The sequence below is a fragment of the Pseudomonas fjordensis genome (assembly GCF_976987115.1).
In genome coordinates, this window is the sequence record NZ_OZ336860.1 from 6,008,153 (window position 1) to 6,034,315 (window position 26,163).

The following is a 26,163-nucleotide window of genomic DNA, read 5'->3' on the forward strand; positions in this document are numbered from 1 at the left end:
CCACTGTCGGAACTTTTTTTAGAACGGCTCTAGGGCAATGCTTTCAGGCCACTTCATTGCGGCTTTCAGCCACGCAAAGCGACACCCCAGCGGCAAACTTCTGCCATCGCCATACAGCCACGCAAAAAGCGTTTGGTGGTAAGCTCGCGCACCATGAATATCTACTGCTCTCGCCCCGTTGTCCTCTGTCTCTCCGGCCACGACCCCAGTGGTGGCGCCGGCCTGCAGGCAGATATCGAAGCCCTGCTCGCCCAGGGCTGCCACGCGGCCCCGGCCGTCACCGCGTTGACCGTGCAAAACACCGTCAATGTCAGTGACTTCCGCGTGCTTGACCGTGAGTGGGTACTGGCCCAGGCCAATGCCGTGCTCGCCGACTCTGAAGTTGCGGCAGTCAAGCTGGGCATGCTCGGTTCCACCGCGATGGTCGACACCGTGGTCGAACTGCTGCAGGCGCACCCGCATTTGCCGGTGGTCTGCGACCCGGTGCTGCGCGCCGGCGGCGGCGGTAGCCTGGGCAAGGACGAGGTCGGTTATGCGATGCGCGAGCGGCTGCTGCCCTTATCATTGATCGCCACCCCCAACCTGCCCGAAGCGCGGATCCTCGCGGAACTGCCCGACGGCAGCGCCGACGACTGCGCCGAGAAGCTGCTGCCGTATATCAAGCACCTGCTGATCACCGGCGGCCATGGCGATGAGCACGAAGTGCACAACCGTCTGTACAGCCGCGACGGCACGCGCCAGACCTTTACTTGCCAGCGCTTGCCCGGCAGTTATCACGGCTCGGGTTGCACCTTGGCCAGTGCCCTGGCCGGGCGCATTGCCCAGGGCGAAGGCCTGGCCAGCGCCGTGCAAACGGCCCTCAACTACACGTGGCGTACCCTGCGCGATGCCGAACAACTCGGCCAGGGCCAGTTCGTGCCGCGCCGATTGCCGCTGGATTTCTGCTCGTAACTTATCGCTCGTCAGCAAGGGGTTTGCCCGATGAAACTACGCGGCCTTTACGCCATTACCGACAGCCAGCTGTTGGCCGGCAAATTCCTCGCCTACGTCGAGGCGGCGCTGGATGGCGGCGTCACCCTGTTGCAGTACCGCGACAAGAGCAGCGACGAGGCACGGCGCCTGCGTGAAGCCGAAAAGCTGTATGAACTGTGCTCGCGCTACAAAACTCAATTGATCATCAACGACGATGCCGAACTGGCCGCGCGCCTGGGCGTCGGCGTGCACCTGGGCCAGACCGACGGCCCGCTGACCCCGGCCCGCGCGCTGCTCGGTTCTAAGGCGATCATCGGCGCCACCTGCCACAGCCAGATCGAACTGGCCGAACAGGCCGCCAAAGAAGGCGCCAGCTATGTCGCCTTCGGCCGCTTCTTCAATTCCACGACCAAACCCGGCGCACCTGCCGCCACCGTTGACATGCTGGCCCAGGCCCGCAAGCGCCTGCACCTGCCGATCTGCGTGATCGGCGGCGTCACCCTGGAAAACGCCGAGCCGCTGGTGGCCCATGGGGCCGACCTGCTCGCCGTGGTCCATGGCCTGTTCGGTGCCGACAGCACCCAGGAAGTCACCCGCCGCGCCCGTGCATTCAACGATCTTCTTAAATCTTCAGTTTAGAGAGCCCGATCATGTCCCGTTCCGAAACCCTGTTTGCCAACGCCCAGAAACACATCCCCGGCGGTGTGAACTCCCCCGTGCGTGCGTTCAAGAGCGTGGGCGGCACGCCGTTGTTCTTCAAGCATGCCGAAGGCGCCTACGTCACCGATGAAGACGACAAGCGCTATGTCGACTACGTCGGCTCCTGGGGCCCGATGATCCTCGGCCACAGCCATCCGGACGTGCTGGACGCGGTGCGCCAGCAACTGCAACACGGCTTGTCCTACGGCGCCCCGACCGCAATGGAAACCGAGATGGCCGACCTGGTCTGCTCGATCGTGCCATCGATGGAGATGGTGCGCATGGTCAGCTCCGGCACCGAAGCGACCATGAGCGCGATTCGCCTGGCCCGTGGTTTTACCGGCCGCGACAACATCATCAAGTTCGAAGGCTGCTACCACGGCCACTCCGACAGCCTGCTGGTAAAAGCCGGCTCCGGCGCACTGACCCAAGGCGTACCCAATTCCGCTGGCGTACCTGCGGCGTTCGCCAAGCACACCCTGACCCTGCCGTTCAACGACATCGCCGCCGTCGAGCAGATGCTCAGCGAAGTCGGCCAGGACGTGGCGTGCATCATCGTTGAGCCAGTCGCCGGCAACATGAACTGCGTACCCCCGGCCCCGGGTTTCCTTGAGGGCCTGCGCGAGCAGTGCGACAAGCATGGCGTGGTGCTGATTTTTGACGAAGTGATGACCGGTTTCCGGGTCGCCCTTGGTGGCGCCCAGGCTTACTACGGCGTCACGCCGGACCTGAGCACCTTCGGCAAGATCATCGGCGGCGGCATGCCGGTAGGCTGCTTCGGCGGCAAGCGCGAGATCATGCAACACATCGCCCCGCTCGGCCCGGTCTACCAGGCAGGCACCTTGTCGGGTAACCCGCTGGCGATGGCCGCCGGCCTGACCACCCTGCGCTTGATCAGCCGCCCGGGCTTCCACGCCGAGCTGACCGACTACACCACGCGCATGCTCGACGGCCTGCAACAGCGCGCCGACGCCGCCGGCATCCCGTTCGTGACCACCCAGGCCGGTGGCATGTTCGGCCTGTACTTCAGCGGCGCCGACGATATCGTCACCTTCGATGACGTGATGGGCAGCGATGCCGAGCTGTTCAAGCGCTTCTTCCACCTGATGCTCGAAGGCGGTGTGTACCTGGCGCCGAGCGCCTTTGAAGCCGGCTTCACGTCGATCGCCCATGGCGAAGCCGAACTGAAATTGACCCTGGATGCTGCCGAGCGCGCCTTCGCGGCCCTGAAATAAGTGACGGCAACCTCTGACGTTGCCCCTGGCAGCGTCAGATTTGCTACTTTGCTTACAGACAATTCCTGGTTTTTTCGAGAATTGCCCTGCAATCCGGCAGATAACTTGCCCAAGCAGCAGAAAAACGAGTAAAGACTTTGTAAGCAGAGGCCTGCTTATTTCATAATGCGCGCTTATTGGACTCCCTCGAGGGTCCGCGCGCCCCGTCAGAGGTAAGTCGATTCCCATGAAACGCACCGGCCGCACCCTGGTTCTGGGCTGCCTGTTGCTCCTTCAACCGCTACTGGCACATGCCCAGGCCGGCGGCAACTCGTTGTTAATCCCAGCGATGGGTCGTTGCACCCTCAATACCCAGCCAGACAGCCAGGCCGAAGCCCTGAGCGCGTGCCAGAAACAGGCCGAGGACGGGGATGCGCAGGCGCAATACGAGTTGGGCGAGTACTACCACGACAGCAAGAACCCGGCCGTTGATCTCAACAAAGCGTTGAGCTATTTCGAGAAAGCCTCGTTGCAGGGCCACGCCCAGGCGCAATACCAGTTGGGCAACATGTTCTTCAAAGGCGAAGGCGTGCCGGCCAACAACGTCCAAGCGTACATCGTGCTGAAAATGGCCGCGGTCAACGGCGCCGAAGACGCACTGGACACCGCCGACGAAGTCGCCGAGCACATGCAGCGCGATGAACTGGAAGTGGCAACCCAGGTGCTGGGGCAGATTTTCCGCAACTACCTGCAAGAACTGCAGAGTGCTGATGGGCGTTCGCCGTTTTCACCCCTTCCCTGATTCTTTGTAGACCTTACATCGCTATCGCAGGCAAGCCAGCTCCCACCTTCGACCGAGTTCCAGGCTTGGAATGCAGTCAACTGTGGGAGCTGGCTTGCCTGCGATAGGCACCACCCGGTCTAAAGCCCTACTTCTCAGGCATCGGCATCGGAAACGGCATCACATTGCTCATGCCCCGAGCCTCACTGATCTTCGGCGTACCCAGGCGCTCGACCTCATCGATGCGCACAATCGAATGCATCGGCACAAAGCTGCGCACCACGCCTTCGAACTGGGCCTTAAGCTTTTCTTCGCCCGGATCGACCACCAATTGGGTGCGCTCGCCAAAGACGAACTCTTCCACCTCCAGGAAGCCCCACAGATCACTTTGATAGATCTGCTTGGCGTACATTTCGAACACCTGGCCCTGGTTGAGGAAAATCACCTTATAGATTGGAGCTTCACGTTTGGTCATGGTGGGCGAACAACACATGGGGATATAAAAGAGGGCGCGAACTATAGCATGGCACCCGATGCACAGCGCTAGGAACCAATGGGCATGCCCCCTATAATGCGCGGTTCTTTACCACCAGTTGACGATTCCCATGGCCAAGAAGCTTTACATCGAAACCCACGGTTGCCAGATGAACGAGTACGACAGCTCGCGCATGGTCGACTTGCTGGGCGAACACCAGGCCCTGGAAGTCACTGCCCGCGCCGAAGATGCCGACGTGATCCTGCTCAATACCTGCTCGATCCGCGAGCGGGCCCAGGACCGTGTGTACTCGCAGCTGGGCCGCTGGCGTGAATTGAAACTGGCCAACCCGGACATGGTGATCGCCGTCGGCGGTTGCGTGGCCAGCCAGGAAGGCGCCGCGATCCGCGACCGCGCGCCCTATGTCGATGTGGTGTTCGGCCCGCAGACCCTGCACCGCCTGCCGGAAATGATCGACGCCGCACGCGTCACCAAGCTGCCGCAGGTGGACGTGTCGTTCCCCGAAATCGAAAAATTCGACCATCTGCCCGAACCGCGTATCGACGGGCCGAGCGCCTATGTGTCGGTGATGGAAGGCTGCAGCAAGTACTGCACCTTCTGCGTGGTGCCTTACACCCGTGGCGAAGAAGTCAGCCGGCCGTTTGACGATGTGCTGGCAGAAATCATCCACCTGGCTGAAAACGGCGTGCGCGAAGTGACCCTGCTGGGCCAGAACGTCAACGGCTACCGTGGCCAGACCGATGACGGGCGCCTGGCCGACCTGGCGGAATTGATCCGCGTGGTCGCCGCCGTCGACGGCATCGAGCGCATCCGCTACACCACCTCGCATCCGCTGGAGTTCTCCGACAGCCTGATCCAGGCCCACGCTGAAGTGCCAGAGCTGGTCAAGCACCTGCACTTGCCGGTGCAATCGGGTTCGGACCGCATTCTCTCGGCGATGAAGCGCAACCACACCGCACTGGAATACAAATCCAAATTGCGCAAACTGCGCGCCGCTGTGCCGGGCATTTGCATCAGCTCGGACTTTATCGTCGGCTTCCCGGGTGAAACCGAGAAAGATTTCCAGCAGACCATGAAGCTGATCGAAGACGTCGGTTTCGACTTCTCCTACTCGTTCGTCTACAGCCAGCGCCCGGGCACCCCGGCTGCCGACCTGCTAGATGAAACCCCGGAGGCGTTGAAAAAAGAGCGTTTGAACGCGCTGCAACATCGCCTCAATCAACAGGGCTTTGAAATCAGCCGACAAATGGTCGGTTCGATCCAGCGCATCCTGGTCACCGATTATTCGAAGAAAGACCCGGGTGAATTGCAGGGGCGTACCGAGAACAACCGGATCGTCAACTTCCGCTGCGACAATCCCACGCTGATCGGCCAGTTTGCCGATGTGCACATTGATGCGGCGCAGCCACACTCGTTGCGTGGCTCGTTGATCAACTGATCTCGCTGACCGGATGAAGATCAAAATGTGGGAGCTGGCTTGCCTTAATGCCAGTCAGTTAAGGCTTTTTTGTAGGAGCGAGCTTGCTCGCGAAAAACTCACCGGCGCCGCGCTCATTCAGCAAACGCGCATTATCGTTGACGTTTTTCGCGAGCAAGCTCGCTCCTACAGGGTTTCTTCAGGGTTATCGAGAGTGGGGCCAGGTTATTTAAGTGCTTTCGCACACCGACGCCTGGCGTTATTCTCTCTCTCACCTCATCAGCCAAAGGGCGGCTAAAAGCAACCTTGAACGCACCCATAGCAGAACCCCATCGTTTTATCCTCGAGCCTTTTGAGGCTCGCCGTTTCGCCAACCTGTGCGGACAGTTCGACGAGCACCTGCGCCTGATCGAACAACGCCTGAGCATCGAGATCCGCAACCGCGGCAATCAGTTCGAGCTCATTGGTGAACCCCAACACACCACGTCTGCAGAAAACCTGCTGCGCCGTCTCTACCGTGAAACCAAGGGTAGCGAGCTGTCGCCGGAGACCGTGCACCTGTACTTGCAGGAGTCGGCTGTGCAAGACCTGGCCAACAACCCGGTGGCCGAAGCCAGCGTGGCCTTGCGTACCAAAAAAGGCATGATTCGCCCACGCGGCTTGAATCAGCAGAAGTACGTCAAGGAAATCCTCGGCAACGACATCAACTTCGGCATCGGCCCGGCCGGTACCGGCAAGACCTACCTCGCGGTGGCCTGCGCCGTCGATGCCCTGGAGCGCGAGCAAGTGCGGCGCATCCTGCTGGTGCGCCCCGCGGTCGAGGCCGGCGAAAAGCTCGGCTTCCTGCCCGGCGACCTGGCCCAGAAGATCGACCCGTACCTGCGCCCGCTCTACGACGCGCTGTACGAGATGCTCGGCTTTGAATACGTGGCCAAGCTGATCGAGCGCCAGGTGATCGAGATCGCCCCGCTGGCCTACATGCGTGGCCGTACGCTCAACAACAGTTTCATCATTCTCGACGAAAGCCAGAACACCACTGTCGAGCAGATGAAGATGTTCCTCACCCGTATCGGTTTCGGCTCAACCGCCGTGATCACGGGCGACATCACCCAGGTCGACCTGCCCAAGGGCACCAAGTCGGGCCTGGGCCAGGTGATCGAGGTGCTCAAGGACGTGCCGGGTATCAGCTTCACGCACTTCATGCCCAAGGACGTGGTACGCCACCCGCTGGTGCAGCGTATTGTCGAAGCCTATGAGCGTTTCGAACACCGCGACGACGCGCCCGCCAAGGACGCTCGCCACGATGCTTGAGCTAGACCTGCAGCTGGCCACCGACGCGCCCGCCCCCAGCGAAGCCCAGTTTCGCCAATGGTGTGAACTGGCTTTGCGCCAGCGTACCGCCGACTCGGAACTGACCATTCGTCTGGTGGACGAGGCCGAAGGCCGTGAGCTGAACCACACCTGGCGCCAGAAAGACTACGCCACCAACGTGCTGTCCTTCCCCGCCGACGTCCCCGACGAATTGCTGGATATCCCGTTGCTGGGCGACCTGGTGATCTGCGTCGCGGTGGTCGAGCGAGAAGCTGCCGAACAAGGCAAGGAACTTGAGGCCCATTGGGCCCATCTAGTCATCCACGGCTGCTTGCATCTCTTGGGTTACGACCATATAGACGATGACGAAGCCTGGGAAATGGAAGCGCTGGAACGAACGTTGCTTGCAGAACTGGGTCACCGCGACCCGTATGCAGACGACGAAAGCTGATCAACACTCAACTGTCATATCAAAGGATTTAGAGTAATCGCTATGAGCGAAGACCGATCGAGCAACGGGCAGAAGTCATGGCTGGGTAAACTGACCCAGGCTTTTGCCCACGAGCCGAAAAACCGCCAGGAGCTCTTGGAGCTGCTGCGCGATGCACACCAGAACAAATTGCTGGACAGCGAAGCGCTGGCCATCGTCGAAGGCGCCATTCAGGTGGCTGACCTGCAAGTGCGCGACATCATGGTCCCGCGCTCGCAGATGATCAGCATCAAGGCGACCCAGACCCCACGGGAATTCCTCCCGGCCGTGATCGACTCGGCGCACTCGCGCTACCCAGTGATCGGTGAAAGCCATGACGACGTCATGGGTGTCCTGCTGGCCAAGGACCTGCTGCCGTTGATCCTCAAGGAGAACGGCGACAGCTTCAACATCAAGGACCTGCTGCGCCCGGCCACCTTCGTGCCCGAGTCCAAGCGCCTGAATGTGCTGCTGCGCGAGTTTCGCGCCAACCACAATCACATGGCCATTGTGATTGACGAATACGGCGGCGTGGCCGGCCTGGTCACCATCGAGGACGTGCTGGAGCAGATCGTCGGCGACATCGAAGACGAGCACGACGTCGAAGAAGACAGCTACATCAAGCCGCTGCCCAGCGGTGATTTCCTGATCAAGGCGCTGACGCCGATCGAGAACTTCAACGAGTTCTTCGACAGTGAGTTCTCGGACGATGAGTTCGACACCGTCGGCGGCCTGGTGATGAGTGCGTTCGGGCATCTGCCCAAGCGTAATGAAACCACCGAGATCGGTGCGTATCGCTTCCGCATCCTCAATGCTGATAGCCGTCGTATCCATCTGATCCGTTTGACACCCATCGCCCGCTAAGGACTGACATGCGCCGTCTCACCTCACCCGGCTGGCCCGGTAACTTGCTGGCCGTGGTGGCCGGCGCCATCACAACCCTGGCGCTGGCACCGTTCGATATCTGGCCGTTGGCGCTGGTAGCGGTCGGCCTGTTCTATATCGGCCTGCGGGAACTCTCGCCCCGCCAGGCCCTGGGCCGTGGCTGGTGTTTCGGCTTCGGCCTGTTTGGTGCCGGCACCAGCTGGATCTACTACAGCATCCACCACTTCGGCGGCGCTTCAGTGCTGCTGGCGGGGTTCCTGATGCTGCTGTTCACCGCCGCCATCGCCTGGTTCTTCGCCCTGCCCGCCTGGCTATGGGCGCGCTGGTTGCGCCGTAACGAAGCACCACTGGCGGACGCATTGACGTTTGCCGCGCTGTGGGTCGGCCAGGAAGCCTTTCGGGGCTGGTTCCTCACCGGCTTCCCGTGGTTGTACTCCGGTTACAGTCAACTCGATGGGCCATTGACCGGCCTCGCGCCATTGGGTGGGATGTGGCTGATTTCCTTCGCGCTGGCACTCACCGCCGCATTGCTGTGCAACCTGCCGCGCCTGCTGGCCAGCAAGCGCAATGCCTTCATCGGCGCAGGCCTGTTATTGCTGGTTGCGCCCTGGGCCATTGGCCTGGCGCTCAAGCATCACGCCTGGACATCGCCGTCTGGCGCACCGCTGAGCGTGGCCGCGATCCAAGGCAACGTCGAGCAAAGCATGAAGTGGGACCCGGACCAGCTCAATGCACAGTTGGCGCTGTACCGCGACATGAGCCTGAGCTCCAAGCGTGTCGACCTGCTGGTCTGGCCGGAAACCGCCGTGCCGGTGCTCAAGGAGTCCGTGGAGGGCTACCTGGGCATGATGGGCAAGTTTGCGGCCGACCGGGACACCGCGTTGATCACCGGGGTACCGATTCGCCAGGAAGTGCACCACCAGAAGCGCTACTTCAACGGCATCACCGTGGTCGGTGAAGGCGACGGCACCTACCTCAAGCAAAAACTGGTGCCGTTTGGCGAGTACGTGCCTTTGCAGGACATGTTGCGCGGGTTGATCGCCTTCTTCGACCTACCCATGTCGGACTTCGCCCGCGGCCCTTCTGACCAGGCCATGCTGCAGGCCAAGGGTTATCAGATTGCGCCGTTCATTTGCTATGAAGTGGTATACCCCGAATTCGCCGCCGGCCTGTCGGCCCAGAGCGACCTGCTGCTGACCATCAGCAACGACACCTGGTTCGGCCGCTCCATCGGCCCGCTGCAGCACCTGCAAATGGCGCAAATGCGTGCATTGGAGGCTGGCCGCTGGATGATCCGCGCCACCAACAACGGCGTGACCGGGCTGATCAACCCGTTTGGGCAGATCACCGCGCAGATCCCGCAGTTCGAGCGTGGCATTCTCTATGGGGAGGTGGTGCCGATGCATAACCTCACGCCATACCTGCAATGGCGCTCGTGGCCGTTGATCATTGTGTGCCTGGCATTGTTTGGCTGGGCTCTGCTGGCTGCACGAATGTCCAAAACACTCTGACCTGTGGGAGCTGGCTTGCCTGCGATGGCAATAGATACCTACACAACACTGTAACGCTCAACGGTAACCACGATGCGAAGCGAGTCGCTCTTGATCTTGATCTGCTTTTGATCTCAGGCGCCCCGTTAAACCACGCTGGCCGTAATTCGACAGGGATTTGGGGGGTAAACCGGCAGGGATGCCGGTTTAGCCGCCCCGCGCCATGGATGGCGCGTGGCGGCGGCCCCCCAAATCACTGGCGGATTACGGGCACACCGAGCCTAAGCGAGGTGCCGAGTGGTGGGGCAAGAGCCCTTTTGGTTACTTTTGGGGCTCTTTTCCAAAAGTGACCCGCTGTCAGAGCGGAACCCTAAGTGGCCGTTACCGCAGCAATGGATATGTACACGGTCCAACTGTGTTGACTGTCAGGCCGTCTTCGCAGGCAAGCCAGCTCCCACATTTGGACAGCGGCGCGTCAGTTAGAACAGCGCTGGCTGCCAGGCCGTCACGGGAGCAAGCTCCCTCGCCACAGGGTCAGTGTCGTATTGAAGTTGTGTAGATACCTATGCTGCGATAGCGGTATATCAGTGCCCTGAGTGTTCAATGACCCACCGCCATCGCAGGCAAGCCAGCTCCCCCAATTGATCTCCTGTGTTGCACCTATCGGTAGAACAACCGATACCCCACCTGCCCCACCGCCTCATTGATCAACTGCCCGCTTTGCCACACCGCCTTGACGTCCGGCATCCAGCCACCCAGCGGCCGGCCATGGTCCACGCCCAAAAAGCCCACCGGCCCCGGCACCACGGTGAAGCCGGCTTTCTCAAAGCTCCACACCGAACGCGGCATATGCCAGGCCTGGGTCACCACCACCACCCGCTTGATGCCTTGCGGCAACAAAATCTCGGCGCTCATCTGGGCGTTTTCCCAGGTGGTGCGGCTGCGCTCTTCTTTCCAGCGCACGCTAACGCCGAAATCATCCTGCATCGACACCGCCATCAACTCGGCCTCACTGGGCGGCGTGCCGTAGTGCAAGCCGCCGCTGGTCAGCACCGGCAAACCGGATGCCTTGGCCAGTCGCGCGGCAAAACGCTCACGTTCCAGGCCAATACCGGTGGGCTGGTCGCTGCCCCACGCACTGTCCCCACGCTCGCGCCCCGAGCCCAGCACCACAATCGCGTCGGCACGCTGGGCCAATGTGGCCCAGTCTTCCCGGGCCAAAGGCGGCTCTGTCTCCAGGGCACGGGCGCCCCACTGCACCATCACGGGCAGGCTGATCAACCACATCCCGCCAAGCCCCAGGGCAAAACACAAGCCCGCCAGGCGCGGACGGCTGCGGCGAAACCACCAGGCACACGCCAACAACAGCAGAAAAATACCGGGCGGTAACAACAGTTGTTTAATGAAATAACGAAAAGGCATCGGGCATCTCCAAAGATGCCCGAAGCCTAGATGCAACGGGGTTTTGCAACAATCCTTACCGACAACATTTTAATAACGCTAACGGATAACGCGGGGCTCACTTGCACCGCACAGACCGCAAGTTCTCTGGCCTGCGGCCGGTCGCCAGGTCTTTGAGCCAGATGACCTTGGCCGAATGAGCCGGCGGGGATGCCTGCCCATGGGAGGCGCGGTGGTGATTCAACGCCAGGTAGTTCTTGATCAATTCAAGTTCCGCCTGGCTCAAGCCTCGCAACTCCAGCTCCAGAGGCCGCTCATCACGCAATCGGCCTGCGGTTCTTGCAGCATCCAATGCCCGACCCAAACGGTCGATCAATCCCTCATACAACTGCGGTTTCGTTAAAGTTCGCTGCGATTCAACCATCCCCTCACCTCATTGAAGAAATACTTGCTCCCCACTAAACAGCGTAGCCCCCGTTGCTGCGCCTGCCCGGTGCCGCGACAGACGGCCCTTGCCGCGCAATCAGGGTTTCCCTCGATAGAGTGGGGTCATGTATGCTACGGCGCTTCCTGTAACTCCACTTCCCGCAGGGTTTGGGCACGGACGCGCCGCTTCTTGGTGTCGAACAACCCGGACAGTGCACCGAAGAGGATTAGGCCACCCCTATCCAGTTCAAAAGTAGCCATGCACGAACAATATCAGCCCCGTGAAATAGAAAATGCCGCCCAAACCTTCTGGGACGAGCAAAAGTCCTTTGAAGTCAGTGAACAGCCAGGCAAGGAGACGTACTACTGCCTATCGATGTTCCCTTACCCCAGCGGCAAGCTACACATGGGGCACGTGCGCAACTACACCATCGGCGACGTGATTTCGCGCTACCAGCGCATGCTCGGCAAGAACGTGTTGCAACCCATGGGTTGGGACGCCTTCGGCATGCCGGCAGAAAACGCCGCGATGAAAAACAACGTGGCGCCCGCCAAGTGGACCTACGAAAACATCGCCTACATGAAGACACAGCTGCGCAGCCTGGGCCTGGCGGTGGACTGGTCCCGCGAGGTCACCACCTGCAAGCCCGATTACTACCGCTGGGAACAATGGCTGTTCACTCGCCTGTTCGAAAAAGGCGTGATCTACAAAAAAAGCGGCACCGTGAACTGGGACCCGATCGACCAGACCGTACTGGCCAACGAACAGGTCATCGACGGTCGCGGCTGGCGTTCCGGCGCGCTGATCGAAAAGCGCGAAATCCCGATGTACTACTTCAAGATCACCGCCTACGCGGATGAACTGTTGTCGAGCCTCGACGATCTGCCCGGCTGGCCTGAACAGGTCAAGACCATGCAGCGCAACTGGATCGGCAAATCCAAGGGCATGGAAGTGCAGTTCCCGTACAACGTCGACTCCATCGGCGAAGCGGGCGCACTCAAGGTGTTCACCACCCGCCCCGATACCCTGATGGGCGCGACCTACGTCGCCGTGGCCGCCGAACACCCGCTGGCCACCCAGGCCGCACAGAACAACCCTGAGCTGCAGGCGTTCATCGCCGAATGCAAAGGCGGCAGCGTGGCCGAAGCCGACGTCGCCACCCAGGAGAAAAAGGGCCTGCCAACCGGCCTGTTCGTCGAGCACCCGCTGACCGGCGAGAAACTGCCGGTTTGGGTCGCCAACTACGTATTGATGCACTACGGCGATGGCGCCGTCATGGCGGTGCCGGCCCACGACGAGCGCGATTTTGAATTCGCCACCAAGTACAACCTGCCGATCAAGTCGGTCGTGCGCACCAGCTCGGGTGACACCAACTCCGCTCCGTGGCAAGACGCCTACGGCGAGCACGGCACGCTGATCAACTCCGGCGAATTCGACGGCCTGGATTTCCAGGGCGCGTTCGACGCCATGGAAGTGGCCCTGATCAAGAAAAACCTCGGCGCCTCGCGCACCCAGTTCCGCCTGCGCGACTGGGGCATCAGCCGCCAGCGCTACTGGGGCTGCCCGATCCCGATCATCCACTGCCAAACCTGTGGTGACGTGCCGGTGCCAGAAGACCAACTGCCGGTCGTGCTGCCAGAAGACGTAGTGCCGGATGGCGCTGGCTCGCCGTTGGCACGCATGCCTGAGTTCTACGAGTGCAGTTGCCCTAAATGCGGCGCACCGGCCAAGCGTGAAACCGACACCATGGACACCTTCGTGGAGTCCTCGTGGTACTACGCTCGTTATGCCTCGCCGCACTATGAAGGTGGCCTGGTGGAGAAATCCGCAGCCGACCATTGGTTGCCGGTGGATCAGTACATCGGTGGCATCGAACACGCCATCCTCCACCTGCTGTACGCGCGCTTCTTCCACAAGCTGATGCGTGACGAAGGCCTGGTGAGCTCCGATGAGCCGTTCAAGAACCTGCTGACCCAGGGCATGGTGATCGCAGATACTTACTATCGTCGCGAAGCCAATGGCGCCTACACCTGGTTCAACCCGGCGGATGTCGAGCTTGAGCGTGACAGCAAAGCCAAGGTCATCAGCGCCAAGTTGAAAGCCGACGGCCTGCCAGTGGAAATCGGTGGCACCGAGAAGATGGCCAAGTCCAAGAACAACGGCGTCGACCCACAGTCGATGATCGATCAGTTCGGCGCCGACACCTGCCGCCTGTTCATGATGTTCGCCTCGCCGCCTGACATGAGCGCCGAATGGTCCGACTCGGGTGTCGAAGGCTCGCACCGTTTCCTCAAGCGCGTCTGGCGCCTGGCCCACGCCCATGTCAGCCAGGGCCTGCCGGGCAAGCTGGACCTCGGCGCCTTGAACGACGAGCAGAAAGCCGTGCGTCGCAGCATCCACCTGGCTATCCGCCAGGCCAGCCAGGACGTTGGGCAGAACCACAAATTCAACACCGCCATCGCCCAGGTGATGACGCTGATGAACGTGCTGGAAAAAGCCCCGCAGGCGACCGAACAAGACCGTGCGCTGATCCAGGAAGGCCTGGAAACAGTTACCCTGTTGCTCGCGCCGATCACGCCGCACATCAGCCATGAACTGTGGAGCCGCCTGGGCCACAGCGGTGCCGTCATTGATGCCGCCTGGCCGGTGCAAGATGACAGCGCCCTGGTGCAGGACACGCTGCAACTGGTCATCCAGGTTAACGGTAAACTGCGTGGCCAGATCGACATGCCGGCCAGCGCCAGCCGTGAAGAGGTTGAAGCGGCTGCACGTATCAATGAGAACGTGCTGCGCTTTACCGAAGGCCTGACCATCCGCAAGGTGATCGTGGTGCCCGGCAAACTGGTCAATATCGTCGCCAGCTAAATCGGATCGGGCGCGGGGCTTGGGCCCCGCGCCGAACTAAACCTTTAGGGCCCGAGAAGGCCCACCTGGTTTCAAGGGGAGCAACAAAATGATCAAACGCAATCTGCTGGTTATGGGCCTTGCCGTGCTGTTGAGCGCTTGCGGCTTCCAGCTGCGCGGCACCGGCACCAATGAGCTGTCGCTCAAGGAACTCGACGTCAGCGCCCGCAACGCCTACGGCGAAACCGTCACCCAGCTGCGCCAGACCCTGGAAAACAGCGGTGTGCACGTGTACAACGGCGCGACCTACAAACTGATCCTGACGGATGAGCGCGAAACCCAACGCAATATCAGCTACGCCAGTGCTGGCCGTGCGTCCGACGTCGAGCTGAACACGGCGCTGATGTTCGAAATACAAGGCCGTGATCAGTTGCCGCTGATGGGTGATAAGATCCAGGTGCAGAAAGTGGTGAGCCACGACGGCAACAACCTCGTGGGTTCGGACTCCGAGACCATCCAGGTGCGCAAGGAAATGCGTCGTGAGCTGATCCAGCGCATGATGACTCGCCTGCAAATGCTCACCCCGGAAAAACTGGCTGAGCTGCAGCAAGTGGCCGACAACAAGGCCAAGGCTGACGCCGACGCCCTGAAAGCTGCGCAGGAATATGAAGACAACACGCCGAAACAGTCGCCTGTTGAAGTCCCTGTCGAGTAAGCCAGACGGGGCGCCCCTGGCGCCCCGTTCGCCCCGCCTATGAAACTTGCCCCCGCCCAACTCGCCAAACACCTGCAAGGTGGCCTTGCGCCTGTGTACATCGTCAGCGGCGATGACCCGTTGTTGTGCCAGGAAGCGGCCGACGCTATCCGCACCGCCGCACGCCAACAGGGCTTCGATGAACGCCAGGTGTTCAGCGCCGACGCCAGTTTCGACTGGGGCACGCTGCTGCAAGCTGGCGCGAGCATGTCGCTGTTTGCCGAAAAACGCCTGCTGGAACTGCGCCTGCCCTCGGGCAAGCCGGGCGATAAAGGCGCGGCGGCCTTGATGGAATACTGCTCGCGCCCTGCCGAAGACACCGTGTTGCTGATCAGCCTGCCCAAGCTCGACGGCAGCGCGCAGAAAACCAAGTGGGGCAAGGCCCTGGTCGAAGGTCCACAGACTCAGTTTATCCAGATCTGGCCGGTGGACAGCAACCAGTTGCCGCAGTGGATTCGCCAGCGCCTGTCCCAATCAGGCCTGGCGGCAACACAGGACGCCGTGGAGCTGATCGCCGCTCGGGTCGAAGGCAACCTGCTTGCCGCCGCCCAGGAGATCGAAAAGCTCAAGTTGATGGCTGAAGACGGGCAGATCACCGTCGAAACCGTGCAAGGCGCAGTGGCCGATAGCGCGCGCTTTGATGTGTTCGGCCTGGTGGACGCCATCCTCAACGGCGAGCCCGCCCACGCCCTGCGCATGCTCGAAGGCCTGCGCGGCGAAGGGGTGGAACCACCGGTGATCCTGTGGGCCCTGGCCCGTGAGTTGCGCGTGCTGGCGAACATTGCCCTGCAATACAGCCAGGGCACCCCGCTGGACAAATGCTTCAGCCAGGCCCGGCCACCGGTGTGGGACAAGCGCAAACCCCTGATGAGCAAAGCCCTGCAACGGCACTCGGCGCAACGCTGGGCGCAACTGCTGCTGGAAGCGCAGCGCATCGACGCACAAATCAAAGGCCAGGCAGCCGGCTCGCCATGGATGAGCCTGAGCCGTCTGTCGCTGCTGATGGCCGGCCAGCGCCTGGCATTGCCTGCCGAGTAACCCCCCCTCTGTACCACCCCACAAAACCCTGTGGGAGCTGGCTTGCCTGCGATGGCGGTGGGCCAGCTGGCCCATTTGCTCCTGACACAGCTCTGTAGCGCTCAACAGTAACCACGATGCGAAGCGAGCCGCTCTTGATCTTGATCTGCTTTTGATCTCAGGCGCCCCGTTAAACCACGCTGGCCGGAATTCGACAGGGATTTGGGGGGTAAACCGGCAGGGATGCCGGTTTAGCCGCCCCGCGCCATGGATGGCGCGTGGCGGCGGCCCCTCAAATCACTGGCGGATTACGGGCACACCGAGCCCAAGCGAGGTGCCGAGTGGTGGGGCAAGAGCGTTTTGCTTACTTTTGCGCTTTTCAAAAGTGAGCCGCCGTCAGGGCGGAACCCTAAGCGGCCGTTACCGCAGCAATGGATATGCACACCATCCAACTGTGTTGACTGCCAGGCCGCCATCGCAGGCAAGCCAGCTCCCACATTGGGATCCTGGGGCGGCAGGTAGATAAGTGTCGGCTGTCAGGCCGTCGCGGGAGCAAGCCCCCACATGGACTCTGCCCACCACTTATTTGCGACATTTCCCACTATCGCCGGGCTTTACAGCCAGCCCACTTCGGCAGATGATTTGCACCGCCACATTCCACCCCAAGCGAGAGAACCCACCATGAGCAAAAAGCCATCCAAGCATGGCCCCAACAAGGCCAAATCCATCATCGCCCAGCCCTTGTTCCGCAGCCGCCAGGAACGCGCCGGCAAAGGCAAAGGCAGCTACCGCCGCGAAGCCTTCCAGTCTAATAGCTGGGAGGCTTCTTACTTTCTGGCTGCCTGAAGGCAAGCGCCCCTCTGGCATGATAAGGTCTGTACCTGATTGGTAATCCCTGGACCTGTGCATGCCCTCTAGTCTTTCCCGTCGTTGGCACCTACGCCAATTGATCGCTGCCTCCAGCCTCATTCTGCTCGTCGCCTGCGCCGAAAAGCCCACGGCTGCGGACGCTCAACCCCTGCCCAAGCTCCAGACGGCCCCGGCTATCGCGCCCGCCGTGGTGGCCCCATTGGCAGTGGACAATCTCGATATCCAACCCACCCAGACCTTTGCCGAGTGGCAGGCTGGCTTCCGTGCACAAGCCCTGCAAGCCGGGATTACACCCGCGGTGTTCGATAACGCCTTTGCCGGCGTCACCCCCGATATGGCGGTGATTCGTGCCGACCGCAGCCAGCCAGAGTTTTCCCGCCCGGTGTGGGAATACATCGAGGGCGCCCTGTCGCCGCTGCGCGTGCGCAATGGCCAGGCGTTGCTGGTCAAGTACGCCGATATCCTGCAGCGCATCGAAGAGCGCTATGGCGTTGACCGCCAGGCGCTGGTCTCGGTGTGGGGCATGGAAAGCAACTTTGGCCAGTTCCAGGGCAATAACTCGGTGATCCGTTCCCTGGCCACCCTGGCTTACGAAGGCCGTCGCCCGGCCTTTGCCCAGGCGCAGCTGCTGGCGGCGCTGCAGATCATCCAGCATGGCGATATCCAGGCTGACCAGATGAAAGGCTCCTGGGCCGGGGCGATGGGCCAGACCCAGTTCATCCCGACCACCTACAACACCCACGCCGTGGACTTCGACGGTGACGGTCGCCGCGATATCTGGAACAGCCCAGGCGATGCCCTCGCCTCTACCGCGCACTACCTGCAAAGCTCCGGCTGGCAAAAAGGCCAGCCATGGGGCGTTGAAGTGCAGCCGCTGCCGTCGGGCTTCGACTACAGCCTGGCCGATGGCGGCGTGCGCAAGACCGTGGCGCAATGGCTGCAACTGGGCATCCAACTGCCGCCTGGCGTGAGCCTGCCGGCGAATGTCGACCAGCTGTCCGCTGCCCTGCTGCTGCCGGCTGGCTACCGCGGCCCGGCGTTCCTGGTGCTGGATAACTTCCGCGCGATCCTCAAGTACAACAATTCGTCGTCCTATGCACTGGCGGTTGGCCTGCTGTCGGAGCGATTTGGCGGTGGCGGTGTGATTCGGGGCAGTTGGCCAAAAGATGAGCTGCCATTGAGCCGCTCGCAACGCATTGACCTGCAGACGGCGCTCAGCGCCAAGGGCTACGACGCGGGTAATGCCGACGGGATTATTGGTGCCAACACGCGCAAGGCGATTCGGGCGGCGCAGCAGGCGCTGGGCTGGCCGGCGGATGGGTATCCGACGGTGAAGTTGCTGGAGTCGCTGCAGAGCCAATAGATCGTTGTATCGCTCCCACTCTCTGCGTGGGAGCGCGGCCTTGGACGCTCCGCGTCCGCGGCTGGAGAGGGTGACGCAGAGCGTCACTGGAGGCATTCCCACGCAGAGCGTGGGAACGATCAACGCAGAGCGTGGGAACGATCAAGCCTTGAAGACTACATCCTGCTCCAACACCACCCGCTGCTCCCCCGCATCCAGGCGCACCAAGGCGCCCATCGGCAATGTCAGGTTCGGGTCGCAATGCCCACTGCGCCAGCCCGCCAGCACTGGAATGCACAGCGGCGCAAAGGTCTGCTTCAACAGACGCGCCAGCGCCAGGTTATCCACACCCGCCACATCCCCTACAAGCACACCGGCAACTTGAGCCAGCTTGCCCGCCAACCGCAGGTGAGTCAGCAATCGGTCGATGCGATAGAGCGGTTCGTTGACGTCTTCAATAAACAGAATGATGCCATCGGCGTCTATTTCGTACGGCGTGCCCATGACTGCGGCAATCATCGACAAGTTACCGCCCAGCAAGCGCCCACAGGCCACACCTGGCTCGATGGTGGTCAGCGGGTAGGCCATCGGGTGCGGCAGCACACTGCCGGCGCCCCGTTGGCCACGCAGCAGGCTGAACAAGGAGGATTCGGTGGGCGGCTGTTTGCCGCCGAGCAGGTCGGCATTGAGCATCGGGCCGTGGAACGTCACAAAGCCCGCGTAGCGGTTGATCGCCAGGTGTAAGGCGGTGATATCGCTGTAGCCCACGAACGGCTTGGGGTTGGCGCGTAGCAGGTCGAAGTCCACGGCATCCAGCAAACGGGGCGTGCCATAGCCGCCCCGCAGGCAAAGGATGGCATCGATGTCGGGGTTGGCGAACGCGGCATGCAAATCCCGCAGGCGCACTTCATCGCTACCGGCCAGGTAGCCGTCGCGCTCGTGCACACCCGGGAAAATGTGCAGGTCGTAGCCACGGGCACGCATCCATTGCCTGGCTTTTTCAACATCCAGCTCGGCGGGGCCGGCGGGGGCGATCAGGCCGAGGGTGCCTTCGGGGGGCAGTGCAGGTACGGCGGCACTCATCCATGGTTCTCCCAATATGACGCAGAACGAAATGTGGGAGCTGGCTTGCCTGCGATGCAAGCGCCTCGGTGTATCAGTGACACCGAGGTGATGCTATCGCAGGCAAGCCAGCTCCCACACAGGCCAGCATTTGCACGCCGATTTTGCGGTGCTGTTTACGAAACCAGGCTCGCCTTGACCAGCTTGGCCTGCTCATCGGCGTGGTACGAAGACCGCACCAACGGGCCCGAGGCCACGTTCTTGAAGCCCATCTTGTAGCCTTCCTCGGCGAACCAGGCGAAGGTGTCCGGGTGCACGAAGCGCTGCACCGGCAAGTGGCTGCGGGACGGTTGCAGGTACTGGCCCAGGGTCAGCATGTCGATGTCGTGCTCGCGCATGCGCTTCATGACTTCGATGACTTCTTCGTCGGTCTCACCCAGGCCCAGCATCAAGCCGGACTTGGTCGGAATGTGCGGCATCATCTGCTTGAATTTCTGCAGCAGGGTCAGCGACCACTGGTAGTCCGAACCCGGGCGCGCAGCCTTGTACAGGCGCGGCACGGTTTCCAGGTTGTGGTTGAACACATCCGGCGGCTCGGCAGCGGTGATTTCCAGGGCGACGTCCATGCGGCCACGGTAGTCCGGCACCAGGGTTTCGAGCATCACGTTCGGCGACAGCTTGCGGATCTCGCGGATGCAGTCGGCAAAGTGCTGGGCACCGCCGTCACGCAGGTCGTCGCGGTCCACCGAGGTGATCACCACGTACTTGAGCTTCAGGTCGGCGATGGCGATGGCCAGGCTTTCTGGCTCGTTGACGTCCAGCGGCTTCGGACGGCCGTGGCCCACGTCGCAGAACGGGCAACGACGGGTGCAGATGTCACCCATGATCATGAAGGTGGCGGTACCGCCGGAGAAGCACTCGCCCAGGTTCGGGCAGGACGCTTCTTCGCAGACGCTGTGCAACTTGTGTTTGCGCAGCAGCGACTTGATACGGTCGACTTCCGGCGAAACCGGGATGCGCACGCGAATCCAGTCAGGTTTCTTCGGCAGTTCCGTGGTCGGGATGATCTTGACCGGGATGCGTGCAACCTTCTCGGCGCCGCGCAGCTTGACGCCGGCTTCCACCTTGGCACGCGGGGCCGGGGCTGGACGCTCAGTGATGTCCAGCGTCGGGATCATGGTTTGCACAACATCAGTAGTCATATCAATCGATTCCGCCCGTCAGGGTCGTCTGCTCTGCATAGTCGAGGTGTTTGACGAGCTGCGCGCGCAGCCGGGCACTTACCTCGGCAAATTCAATGGATGTTGCATGGTCACTCAACTGGGTCATCGCAAGCCCGGCGTAACCGCACGGGTTGATGCGCCGGAACGGCGCCAGGTCCATGTCCACATTCAAGGCCAGGCCATGAAAGGAACAACCGTGGCGAATGCGCAGCCCCAGGGAGGCGATTTTCGCGCCATCCACGTACACACCTGGCGCATCGGGCTTGGCCACGGCGGTCACGCCGTAACTGGCCAACAGCTCGATCAGGCACGTCTCCATGCGGCTGACCAGGTCGCGCACGCCAAACCCCAGCTTGCGCACGTCCAGCAGCAGGTAAGCCACCAGTTGACCGGGCCCATGGTAAGTCACTTGGCCACCTCGGTCGACCTGCACCACCGGAATATCACCCGGCAGCAGCAAGTGCTCGGCCTTGCCGGCCTGGCCCTGGGTGAAGACCGGCGGGTGTTCCACCAGCCAGATCTCATCCGGGGCCGAGGTGCCGCGCTCATTGGTAAAGCGCTGCATGGCATGCCAGACCGGCTCATAGGCCATCCGGCCGAGCTCGCGAAAGCCCAGGGTTTGCGACATCACAGCACCATGTGCACGAAGCCGGTGGCCCGCAGTTCGCTGTTGATGTCGTAGAGCTGGTCTTGACCGGTCGCAACGATGTGCAACTGGATCGTGGTGTATTTGCCGGTAGAGCTTGATCGCTCATCCACACGCTGATCGTTGATCGTCGCGTGTTTGCGCACGATCCCGAGAATCAGGTCTTTACGGCCGACACCAGTATCGCTGATTACCTTGATGGGATAGTCCACCACCGGGAATTCAATCTTTGGCGCCTTTACTTCTTTATCGGTCATGGCAGAACAGCCTCGTAAGCGCTAAGCCGTGGCGACGGGCAAAGCCCCGCGTTGGATCAACGCGGGGCTTTGCAGGTGCACACAATCAGTTGAACAAGCCGTAGAAGAATAGACGGATGCTATCCCATACGCGGCGGAAGATACCACCTTCCTCGACAGCGTCCAGCGCGATCAGGTCGGCGCTGTGCACCACCTTGTCGTCCAGCTTGACTTCAACCTTACCGATCACATCACCCTTGGCGATTGGCGCAACCAATTGCGGGTTCAGGGTCATGCTGGCGGCGAGCTTTTTGAGCTGGCCTTTAGGCATGGTCAGGGTCAGGTCGTCGGCCAGGCCGGCCTTGACTTGCGAAGTCGCGCCCTTCCACACCGGCGCGGTCGCCAGTTCAGCACCCTTCTGGTAGAAGGTCTGGGTTTCGAAGAAGCGGAAGCCGTAAGTCAGCAGTTTTTGCGTCTCGGCCGCACGGGCCTGCTCGCTATTGGTGCCGAATACCACGGCGATCAGGCGCTGGCCATCACGTACGGCAGACGACACCATGCAGTAGCCGGCTTCGTCGGTGTGGCCGGTTTTCAGGCCATCGACGGTCTTGTCGCGCCACAGCAACAGGTTGCGGTTAGGCTGCTTGATGTTGTTCCAGAAGAACTCCTTCTGGGAGTAGATCGCGTAGTGCACCGGGTCTACGCGGATGATCGCGCGCGCCAGGATCGCCATGTCGTGAGCCGACGAATAGTGCTCTGGGTTTGGCAGGCCGGTCGGGTTCATGAAGTGGCTGTTGGTCATGCCCAGCTCGCCGGCGGTTTTGTTCATCATGTCGGCGAAGGCGTCTTCGCTGCCGGCGATGTGCTCGGCCAGAGCGACGCTGGCGTCGTTACCGGACTGGATGATGATGCCGTGCAGCAGGTCGCTCACGGTGACTTGCGAACCCACCTTGATGAACATCCGCGAACCACCGGTACGCCAGGCGTTTTCGCTGACGGTCACCGGGTCGTTTTCGCCGATCTGGCCGCGACGGATTTCCAGGGTCGCGATGTAAGCGGTCATCAACTTGGTCAGGCTGGCAGGCGGCAGGCGCACGTCACCACCGTTTTCGACCAGCACGTTGCCACTGGCGGCGTCCATGAGGACCCAGGACTTGGCGGCCAGTTGCGGGGAGGCCGGCACCATCTCAACCGCCCAGGCGGCTGGGGTGATGATCAGCGAGATAAGCAGGCACGTACGTTTGGCTAAGGTGGTGATGTTCATCCGTCTCTCGAAATTGCTTATGGAAACTTGCCCTCGCGGGCAAAACTATTCAGACAGCCCGCTTCCAGACTGTCACGTGTTCGGTTGCCCGCTCACCCCTTGCCCCTGGGTTTTTATTGTTCAACGAGCCAACAACCAGGGTTCAGGCGCGCAGGCGCGCCTGAGCCATCAAACCGTTACTGCTTATTCTGCGGTGACCACGCTGGGTTGCCCCAGGTTGGCCAGGCGCACGCTGTTCTGCACTTGCGCCACTTCGCTTGGCGAGCCGATCGGGCCCATGCGTACACGGTGCAAGGTTTGCTGGTTACGCACGATGGAGCTGATGAAGACCGGCGCGCTGACCATGCCGCTGAGCTTGGACCTTAACAGTTCTGCCGCATCCGGGTTGGCGAAAGCGCCGACCTGCAAGTATTGCCCACCGGCCATGGAAGCGCCCGCTGCCGCGTGAGGTACCACCACGGTATCAGGCGCATGCTGCGCCGGTGGCGGCGTCCATTGCTCGATCTTGCCGGTGGATGCCGTCACTTGCGGTTGCGGGGTTGGCGGTTCGTTGAGCATCAACGGCGCGGGTTTGCCACGCTGGGCCCAATACTGCGCCGGGTCGATGCCTTCGACTTTGACCCGTGCGGTGCCGGTTTCGGCATAACCGAGTTTCTTGGCGGCCGCGTAGGACAAGTCGATGATGCGGTCCGAATAGAACGGCCCACGGTCATTGACCCGCAGGATCACGGTGCGGTTGTTGTCCAGGTTGGTCACGCGCACATAGCTGGGCAGCGGCAGGGTCTTGTGCGCCGCGCTCATGCCATACAGGTCATACACTTCGCCGTTGGCGGTGTTCTGGCCATGGAACTTGGTGCCGTACCAGGACGCGGTGCCCGACTGCACGTAGGTTTTGGATTCCTGTAGCGGGAAGTAATTCTTGCCCAGCACGGTATAGGGGTTGGCCTTGTACGGGCCGGTGTGCAGGGTCGGCGTGGCGTCCGGGATCTTCGACACATCCACATCCCACCACGGCGCGCCGTCTTTGTGCGCGCGGTTGATGTCCAGGCCCGGCTGGGCGCGGACCACCGCACCGCCCGCTTTCTTGGCCGGCGCACGGTTAGGGGTGGTGGAACAACTGGCTACCAACAAGGACAACGCGGCGAACGCCACCAGCTTGAGCGGTTTTTTGAACGGCGATACCCGCATTACTTGTTGCCCCGTGCTTGAACCAGCTCATCTGACAGCTGATGCACGGCCATGGCGTACATCACACTGCGGTTATAACGCGTGATTGCGTAGAAATTCTTCAGGCCCATCCAGTATTCAGGGCCATTTGCGCCTTCCAGGCGGAATGCCGTCACCGGCATGTCATCGCGTGGCGCATTCTGACTCGACCAGCCCAGCGCTCGCAACTCCCCAACGGTCTTGACCGGTTCGATACCTTGGGTCAGGCCCTCGTCGGCGCGCTCGCCCGTGACATCGGCGCGGATAACCACCGGCTCGCCGGCCACCCACCCGTGACGCTTGAAGTAGCTGGCCACGCTGCCGATGGCATCGTCAGGGTTGCTCCAGATATTGATGTGCCCGTCACCGTCGAAATCCACCGCATAGGCGCGAAAGCTGCTCGGCATGAACTGCGGCAAGCCCATCGCCCCGGCGTAGGAGCCCTTGAGGCTCAACGGGTCGACCTGCTCTTCGCGGGCCAGCAACAGGAATTCGCGCAGTTCCTTGCGGAAGAACTCAGCGCGGGGCGGGTAATCGAAGCCCAGGGTCGACAAGGCGTCGATCACCCGATAGCTGCCGGTGTTGCGCCCGTAAAAGGTTTCGATGCCGATGATCGAGACGATCACCTGGGCCGGCACGCCGTACTCCTGCTCGGCGCGGGCCAGGACTGCCTCGTGCTGACGCCAGAAATCCACGCCCCGGGCGATGCGCGCATCAGTGAGGAACATCGGGCGATAGTCCTTCCACTGCTTTACGCGTTCGGCGGGCCGGGAGATAGCGTCGAGGATCGCCTGCTTTTTCTGGGCTTCGCGGAACACGCCCATCAGTTGCTCACCGGCAAAACCGTAGTCGCGGGTCAGCTCACCGACAAATTCGGCAACCTGGGGAGAGCCATCGTAGTCACCGGCCTGCGCCTCTTGCGTTGCCCCCAGCAGCCCGATCAGGCCCATCCAGGTCGCATGCCGAGTCGCCCAGCCGCGCATTACTTGCATTGACATCTTCACCTTATTCAAACCTGTGCGATCCACTTGCGATGCGTATGAATCGACATCAAAACACCAAACGCTGACAGCAATGTCACCAGCGAAGTTCCGCCGTAGCTAATGAATGGCAACGGCACCCCAACCACCGGCAGCAGGCCACTGACCATACCGATGTTGACGAAAACGTAAACAAAAAAAGTCATGGTCAGGCTGCCGGCGAGCAATTTGCCGAACAGCGTCTGCGCCTGGGCCGTGATCACCAGGCCGCGACCAATCAACAGCAGATAGATCAGCAACAACGCGCAAATGCCCACCAGGCCGAACTCTTCGCCCATCACTGCGATGATGAAGTCGGTATGGCTCTCGGGCAAGAAGTCCAGGTGGGACTGGGTGCCCAGCAGCCAGCCCTTGCCAAATACTCCGCCGGAACCAATGGCCGCCTTGGACTGGATGATGTTCCAGCCGGTGCCCAACGGGTCGCTCTCCGGGTCGAGGAACGTCAGGATCCGTTGCTTCTGGTAGTCGTGCATAAAGAAGAACCACATGGCCACGGCCACGGGCACGGCGGCGGCCAGCACGCTGAGGATCCAGCGCCAGCGCAATCCGCCCATGAACAGCACGAACGCGCCACCGGCGAGGATCAGCAACGAGGTGCCCAGATCCGGCTGGCGCACAATCAGCACGAAAGGCACGCCGATCAGGATCAGGCTGATCGCCACGTGTTTGAGCTGCGGCGGCAAGGTGCGCTTGGACAGGTACCAGGCAATGGTGGCCGGCATCAGGATCTTCATGAATTCCGACGGCTGGAAGCGAATCACCCCGGGGATGTTGATCCAGCGTGTGGCGCCCATGGCGTTGTGGCCCATAACGTCCACCACCACCAGCAGCAACACGCCGGCGACATAGCCCAAGGGCACCCAGCGCGCCATGAAGCGCGGCTCCAGTTGGGCGATCACCACCATCGACAGCAGGCCCAGGCCAAACGAGGACGCCTGCTTGATCAGCAAGTCCCAGTTCTTGCCGCTGGCCGAATACAGCACGAACAGGCTGCCGGCTGCCAGCGTCAGCAGCAGGATCAGCAAGGGGCCATCAATGTGCATGCGTTGCAGCAACGTCGCACGGCGACGCATCACATCTTCACTGGAGAGGATGCG

At 61.6% G+C, this 26,163-nt stretch carries 25 protein-coding genes; 14 read left to right on the plus strand and 11 right to left on the minus strand.

The features are described from left to right. Positions 1-153 precede the first annotated feature (153 nt). The 4 genes from ACWHXD_RS27460 (at position 154) to ACWHXD_RS27475 (ending at position 3,687) form a co-directional block, all read left to right on the plus strand. A complete protein-coding gene (locus ACWHXD_RS27460) occupies positions 154-951 on the plus strand; it encodes a hydroxymethylpyrimidine/phosphomethylpyrimidine kinase (RefSeq protein ID WP_032895177.1) in 798 nt (265 codons plus the stop codon). A 30-nt stretch (positions 952-981) separates the two neighbouring features. Further along, a complete protein-coding gene (gene thiE, locus ACWHXD_RS27465; protein ID WP_138761868.1) occupies positions 982-1,611 on the plus strand; it encodes a thiamine phosphate synthase in 630 nt (209 codons plus the stop codon). An 11-nt stretch (positions 1,612-1,622) separates the two neighbouring features. Next, positions 1,623-2,906 carry a glutamate-1-semialdehyde 2,1-aminomutase gene (gene hemL, locus ACWHXD_RS27470; RefSeq protein WP_098950283.1) on the plus strand — a complete coding sequence of 428 codons (1,284 nt, stop codon included), beginning with the start codon at positions 1,623-1,625 and terminating at the stop codon, positions 2,904-2,906. A 226-nt stretch (positions 2,907-3,132) separates the two neighbouring features. Continuing rightward, positions 3,133-3,687, plus strand: a complete 555-nt coding sequence (locus tag ACWHXD_RS27475; RefSeq protein ID WP_003194434.1) for a tetratricopeptide repeat protein — start codon at positions 3,133-3,135, stop codon at positions 3,685-3,687. Positions 3,688-3,814: 127 nt separating this feature from the next. Here the strand turns inward: ACWHXD_RS27475 and ACWHXD_RS27480 are convergent, their stop codons facing one another. After that, positions 3,815-4,141, minus strand: coding sequence for a DUF1820 family protein (locus ACWHXD_RS27480; protein WP_003215457.1), 327 nt, complete (start codon positions 4,139-4,141; stop codon positions 3,815-3,817). A 130-nt stretch (positions 4,142-4,271) separates the two neighbouring features. On the opposite strand from ACWHXD_RS27480, the gene miaB reads away from it, so the two are divergent. The 5 genes from miaB (at position 4,272) to lnt (ending at position 9,755) form a co-directional block, all read left to right on the plus strand. Then, complete coding sequence (gene miaB, locus ACWHXD_RS27485; RefSeq protein ID WP_003194438.1) at positions 4,272-5,600, plus strand: tRNA (N6-isopentenyl adenosine(37)-C2)-methylthiotransferase MiaB; 1,329 nt, start codon at positions 4,272-4,274, stop codon at positions 5,598-5,600. A 285-nt stretch (positions 5,601-5,885) separates the two neighbouring features. Beyond that, on the plus strand, positions 5,886-6,890 hold the full coding sequence (locus ACWHXD_RS27490) for a PhoH family protein (protein ID WP_003194440.1): 1,005 nt from the start codon (positions 5,886-5,888) through the stop codon (positions 6,888-6,890). After that, positions 6,883-7,341: an rRNA maturation RNase YbeY gene (gene ybeY, locus ACWHXD_RS27495; RefSeq protein ID WP_044268940.1), complete on the plus strand. Its 459-nt coding sequence runs from the start codon at positions 6,883-6,885 to the stop codon at positions 7,339-7,341. The genes ACWHXD_RS27490 and ybeY overlap by 8 nt, the downstream gene beginning before the upstream one ends. Before the next feature lie 42 nt (positions 7,342-7,383). Further along, a complete protein-coding gene (locus tag ACWHXD_RS27500; protein ID WP_003194444.1) occupies positions 7,384-8,223 on the plus strand; it encodes a CorC family transporter in 840 nt (279 codons plus the stop codon). An 8-nt stretch (positions 8,224-8,231) separates the two neighbouring features. Further along, on the plus strand, positions 8,232-9,755 hold the full coding sequence (gene lnt / locus ACWHXD_RS27505) for an apolipoprotein N-acyltransferase (RefSeq protein ID WP_057711034.1): 1,524 nt from the start codon (positions 8,232-8,234) through the stop codon (positions 9,753-9,755). A 639-nt stretch (positions 9,756-10,394) separates the two neighbouring features. Here lnt and ACWHXD_RS27510 read toward each other — a convergent pair. Further along, positions 10,395-11,156, minus strand: a complete 762-nt coding sequence (locus ACWHXD_RS27510; protein ID WP_138761867.1) for a YdcF family protein — start codon at positions 11,154-11,156, stop codon at positions 10,395-10,397. 97 nt (positions 11,157-11,253) lie between these two features. After that, positions 11,254-11,559 (minus strand): hypothetical protein, encoded by a 306-nt coding sequence (locus ACWHXD_RS27515; RefSeq protein ID WP_138761866.1) that lies wholly within the window; start codon positions 11,557-11,559, stop codon positions 11,254-11,256. 261 nt (positions 11,560-11,820) lie between these two features. Between ACWHXD_RS27515 and leuS the strand changes: the two genes are divergently transcribed. The 5 genes from leuS (at position 11,821) to ACWHXD_RS27540 (ending at position 18,410) form a co-directional block, all read left to right on the plus strand. Continuing rightward, the gene (leuS, locus tag ACWHXD_RS27520) at positions 11,821-14,427 is read left to right on the plus strand and encodes a leucine--tRNA ligase (protein WP_138761865.1); all 2,607 of its coding nucleotides are present in this window, start codon (positions 11,821-11,823) and stop codon (positions 14,425-14,427) included. Positions 14,428-14,515: 88 nt separating this feature from the next. Beyond that, complete coding sequence (locus ACWHXD_RS27525) at positions 14,516-15,121, plus strand: LPS-assembly lipoprotein LptE (RefSeq protein ID WP_014720078.1); 606 nt, start codon at positions 14,516-14,518, stop codon at positions 15,119-15,121. A gap of 39 nt (positions 15,122-15,160) precedes the next feature. Next, on the plus strand, positions 15,161-16,198 hold the full coding sequence (holA, locus tag ACWHXD_RS27530) for a DNA polymerase III subunit delta (protein ID WP_032895162.1): 1,038 nt from the start codon (positions 15,161-15,163) through the stop codon (positions 16,196-16,198). 660 nt (positions 16,199-16,858) lie between these two features. Beyond that, the gene (gene arfA, locus ACWHXD_RS27535) at positions 16,859-17,023 is read left to right on the plus strand and encodes an alternative ribosome rescue factor ArfA (RefSeq protein ID WP_003176285.1); all 165 of its coding nucleotides are present in this window, start codon (positions 16,859-16,861) and stop codon (positions 17,021-17,023) included. Between the two features lie 61 nt (positions 17,024-17,084). Beyond that, positions 17,085-18,410: a lytic murein transglycosylase gene (locus tag ACWHXD_RS27540; RefSeq protein ID WP_044268967.1), complete on the plus strand. Its 1,326-nt coding sequence runs from the start codon at positions 17,085-17,087 to the stop codon at positions 18,408-18,410. 141 nt (positions 18,411-18,551) lie between these two features. On the opposite strand, the gene ACWHXD_RS27545 is transcribed toward ACWHXD_RS27540, so the two are convergent. From ACWHXD_RS27545 to rodA, 8 genes are all read right to left on the minus strand, one after another. Beyond that, positions 18,552-19,472: a S66 peptidase family protein gene (locus ACWHXD_RS27545; RefSeq protein WP_138761863.1), complete on the minus strand. Its 921-nt coding sequence runs from the start codon at positions 19,470-19,472 to the stop codon at positions 18,552-18,554. Between the two features lie 155 nt (positions 19,473-19,627). Continuing rightward, positions 19,628-20,629, minus strand: a complete 1,002-nt coding sequence (gene lipA, locus ACWHXD_RS27550) for a lipoyl synthase (RefSeq protein WP_161794304.1) — start codon at positions 20,627-20,629, stop codon at positions 19,628-19,630. Between the two features lie 25 nt (positions 20,630-20,654). Then, positions 20,655-21,302: a lipoyl(octanoyl) transferase LipB gene (lipB, locus tag ACWHXD_RS27555; RefSeq protein ID WP_032895159.1), complete on the minus strand. Its 648-nt coding sequence runs from the start codon at positions 21,300-21,302 to the stop codon at positions 20,655-20,657. Then, entirely contained in the window at positions 21,302-21,577 is a 276-nt protein-coding gene (locus ACWHXD_RS27560) for a DUF493 domain-containing protein (protein ID WP_032895158.1), read from the minus strand. The genes lipB and ACWHXD_RS27560 overlap by 1 nt, the downstream gene beginning before the upstream one ends. 85 nt (positions 21,578-21,662) lie before the next feature. Then, on the minus strand, positions 21,663-22,820 hold the full coding sequence (locus tag ACWHXD_RS27565; protein WP_003194468.1) for a D-alanyl-D-alanine carboxypeptidase family protein: 1,158 nt from the start codon (positions 22,818-22,820) through the stop codon (positions 21,663-21,665). A 183-nt stretch (positions 22,821-23,003) separates the two neighbouring features. Continuing rightward, positions 23,004-24,008: a septal ring lytic transglycosylase RlpA family protein gene (locus ACWHXD_RS27570; protein WP_032895156.1), complete on the minus strand. Its 1,005-nt coding sequence runs from the start codon at positions 24,006-24,008 to the stop codon at positions 23,004-23,006. Continuing rightward, the gene (gene mltB / locus ACWHXD_RS27575) at positions 24,008-25,018 is read right to left on the minus strand and encodes a lytic murein transglycosylase B (RefSeq protein ID WP_054896188.1); all 1,011 of its coding nucleotides are present in this window, start codon (positions 25,016-25,018) and stop codon (positions 24,008-24,010) included. The genes ACWHXD_RS27570 and mltB overlap by 1 nt, the downstream gene beginning before the upstream one ends. A 17-nt stretch (positions 25,019-25,035) precedes the next feature. Then, on the minus strand, positions 25,036-26,139 hold the full coding sequence (gene rodA / locus ACWHXD_RS27580) for a rod shape-determining protein RodA (protein WP_044268991.1): 1,104 nt from the start codon (positions 26,137-26,139) through the stop codon (positions 25,036-25,038). Positions 26,140-26,163 lie beyond the last annotated feature (24 nt).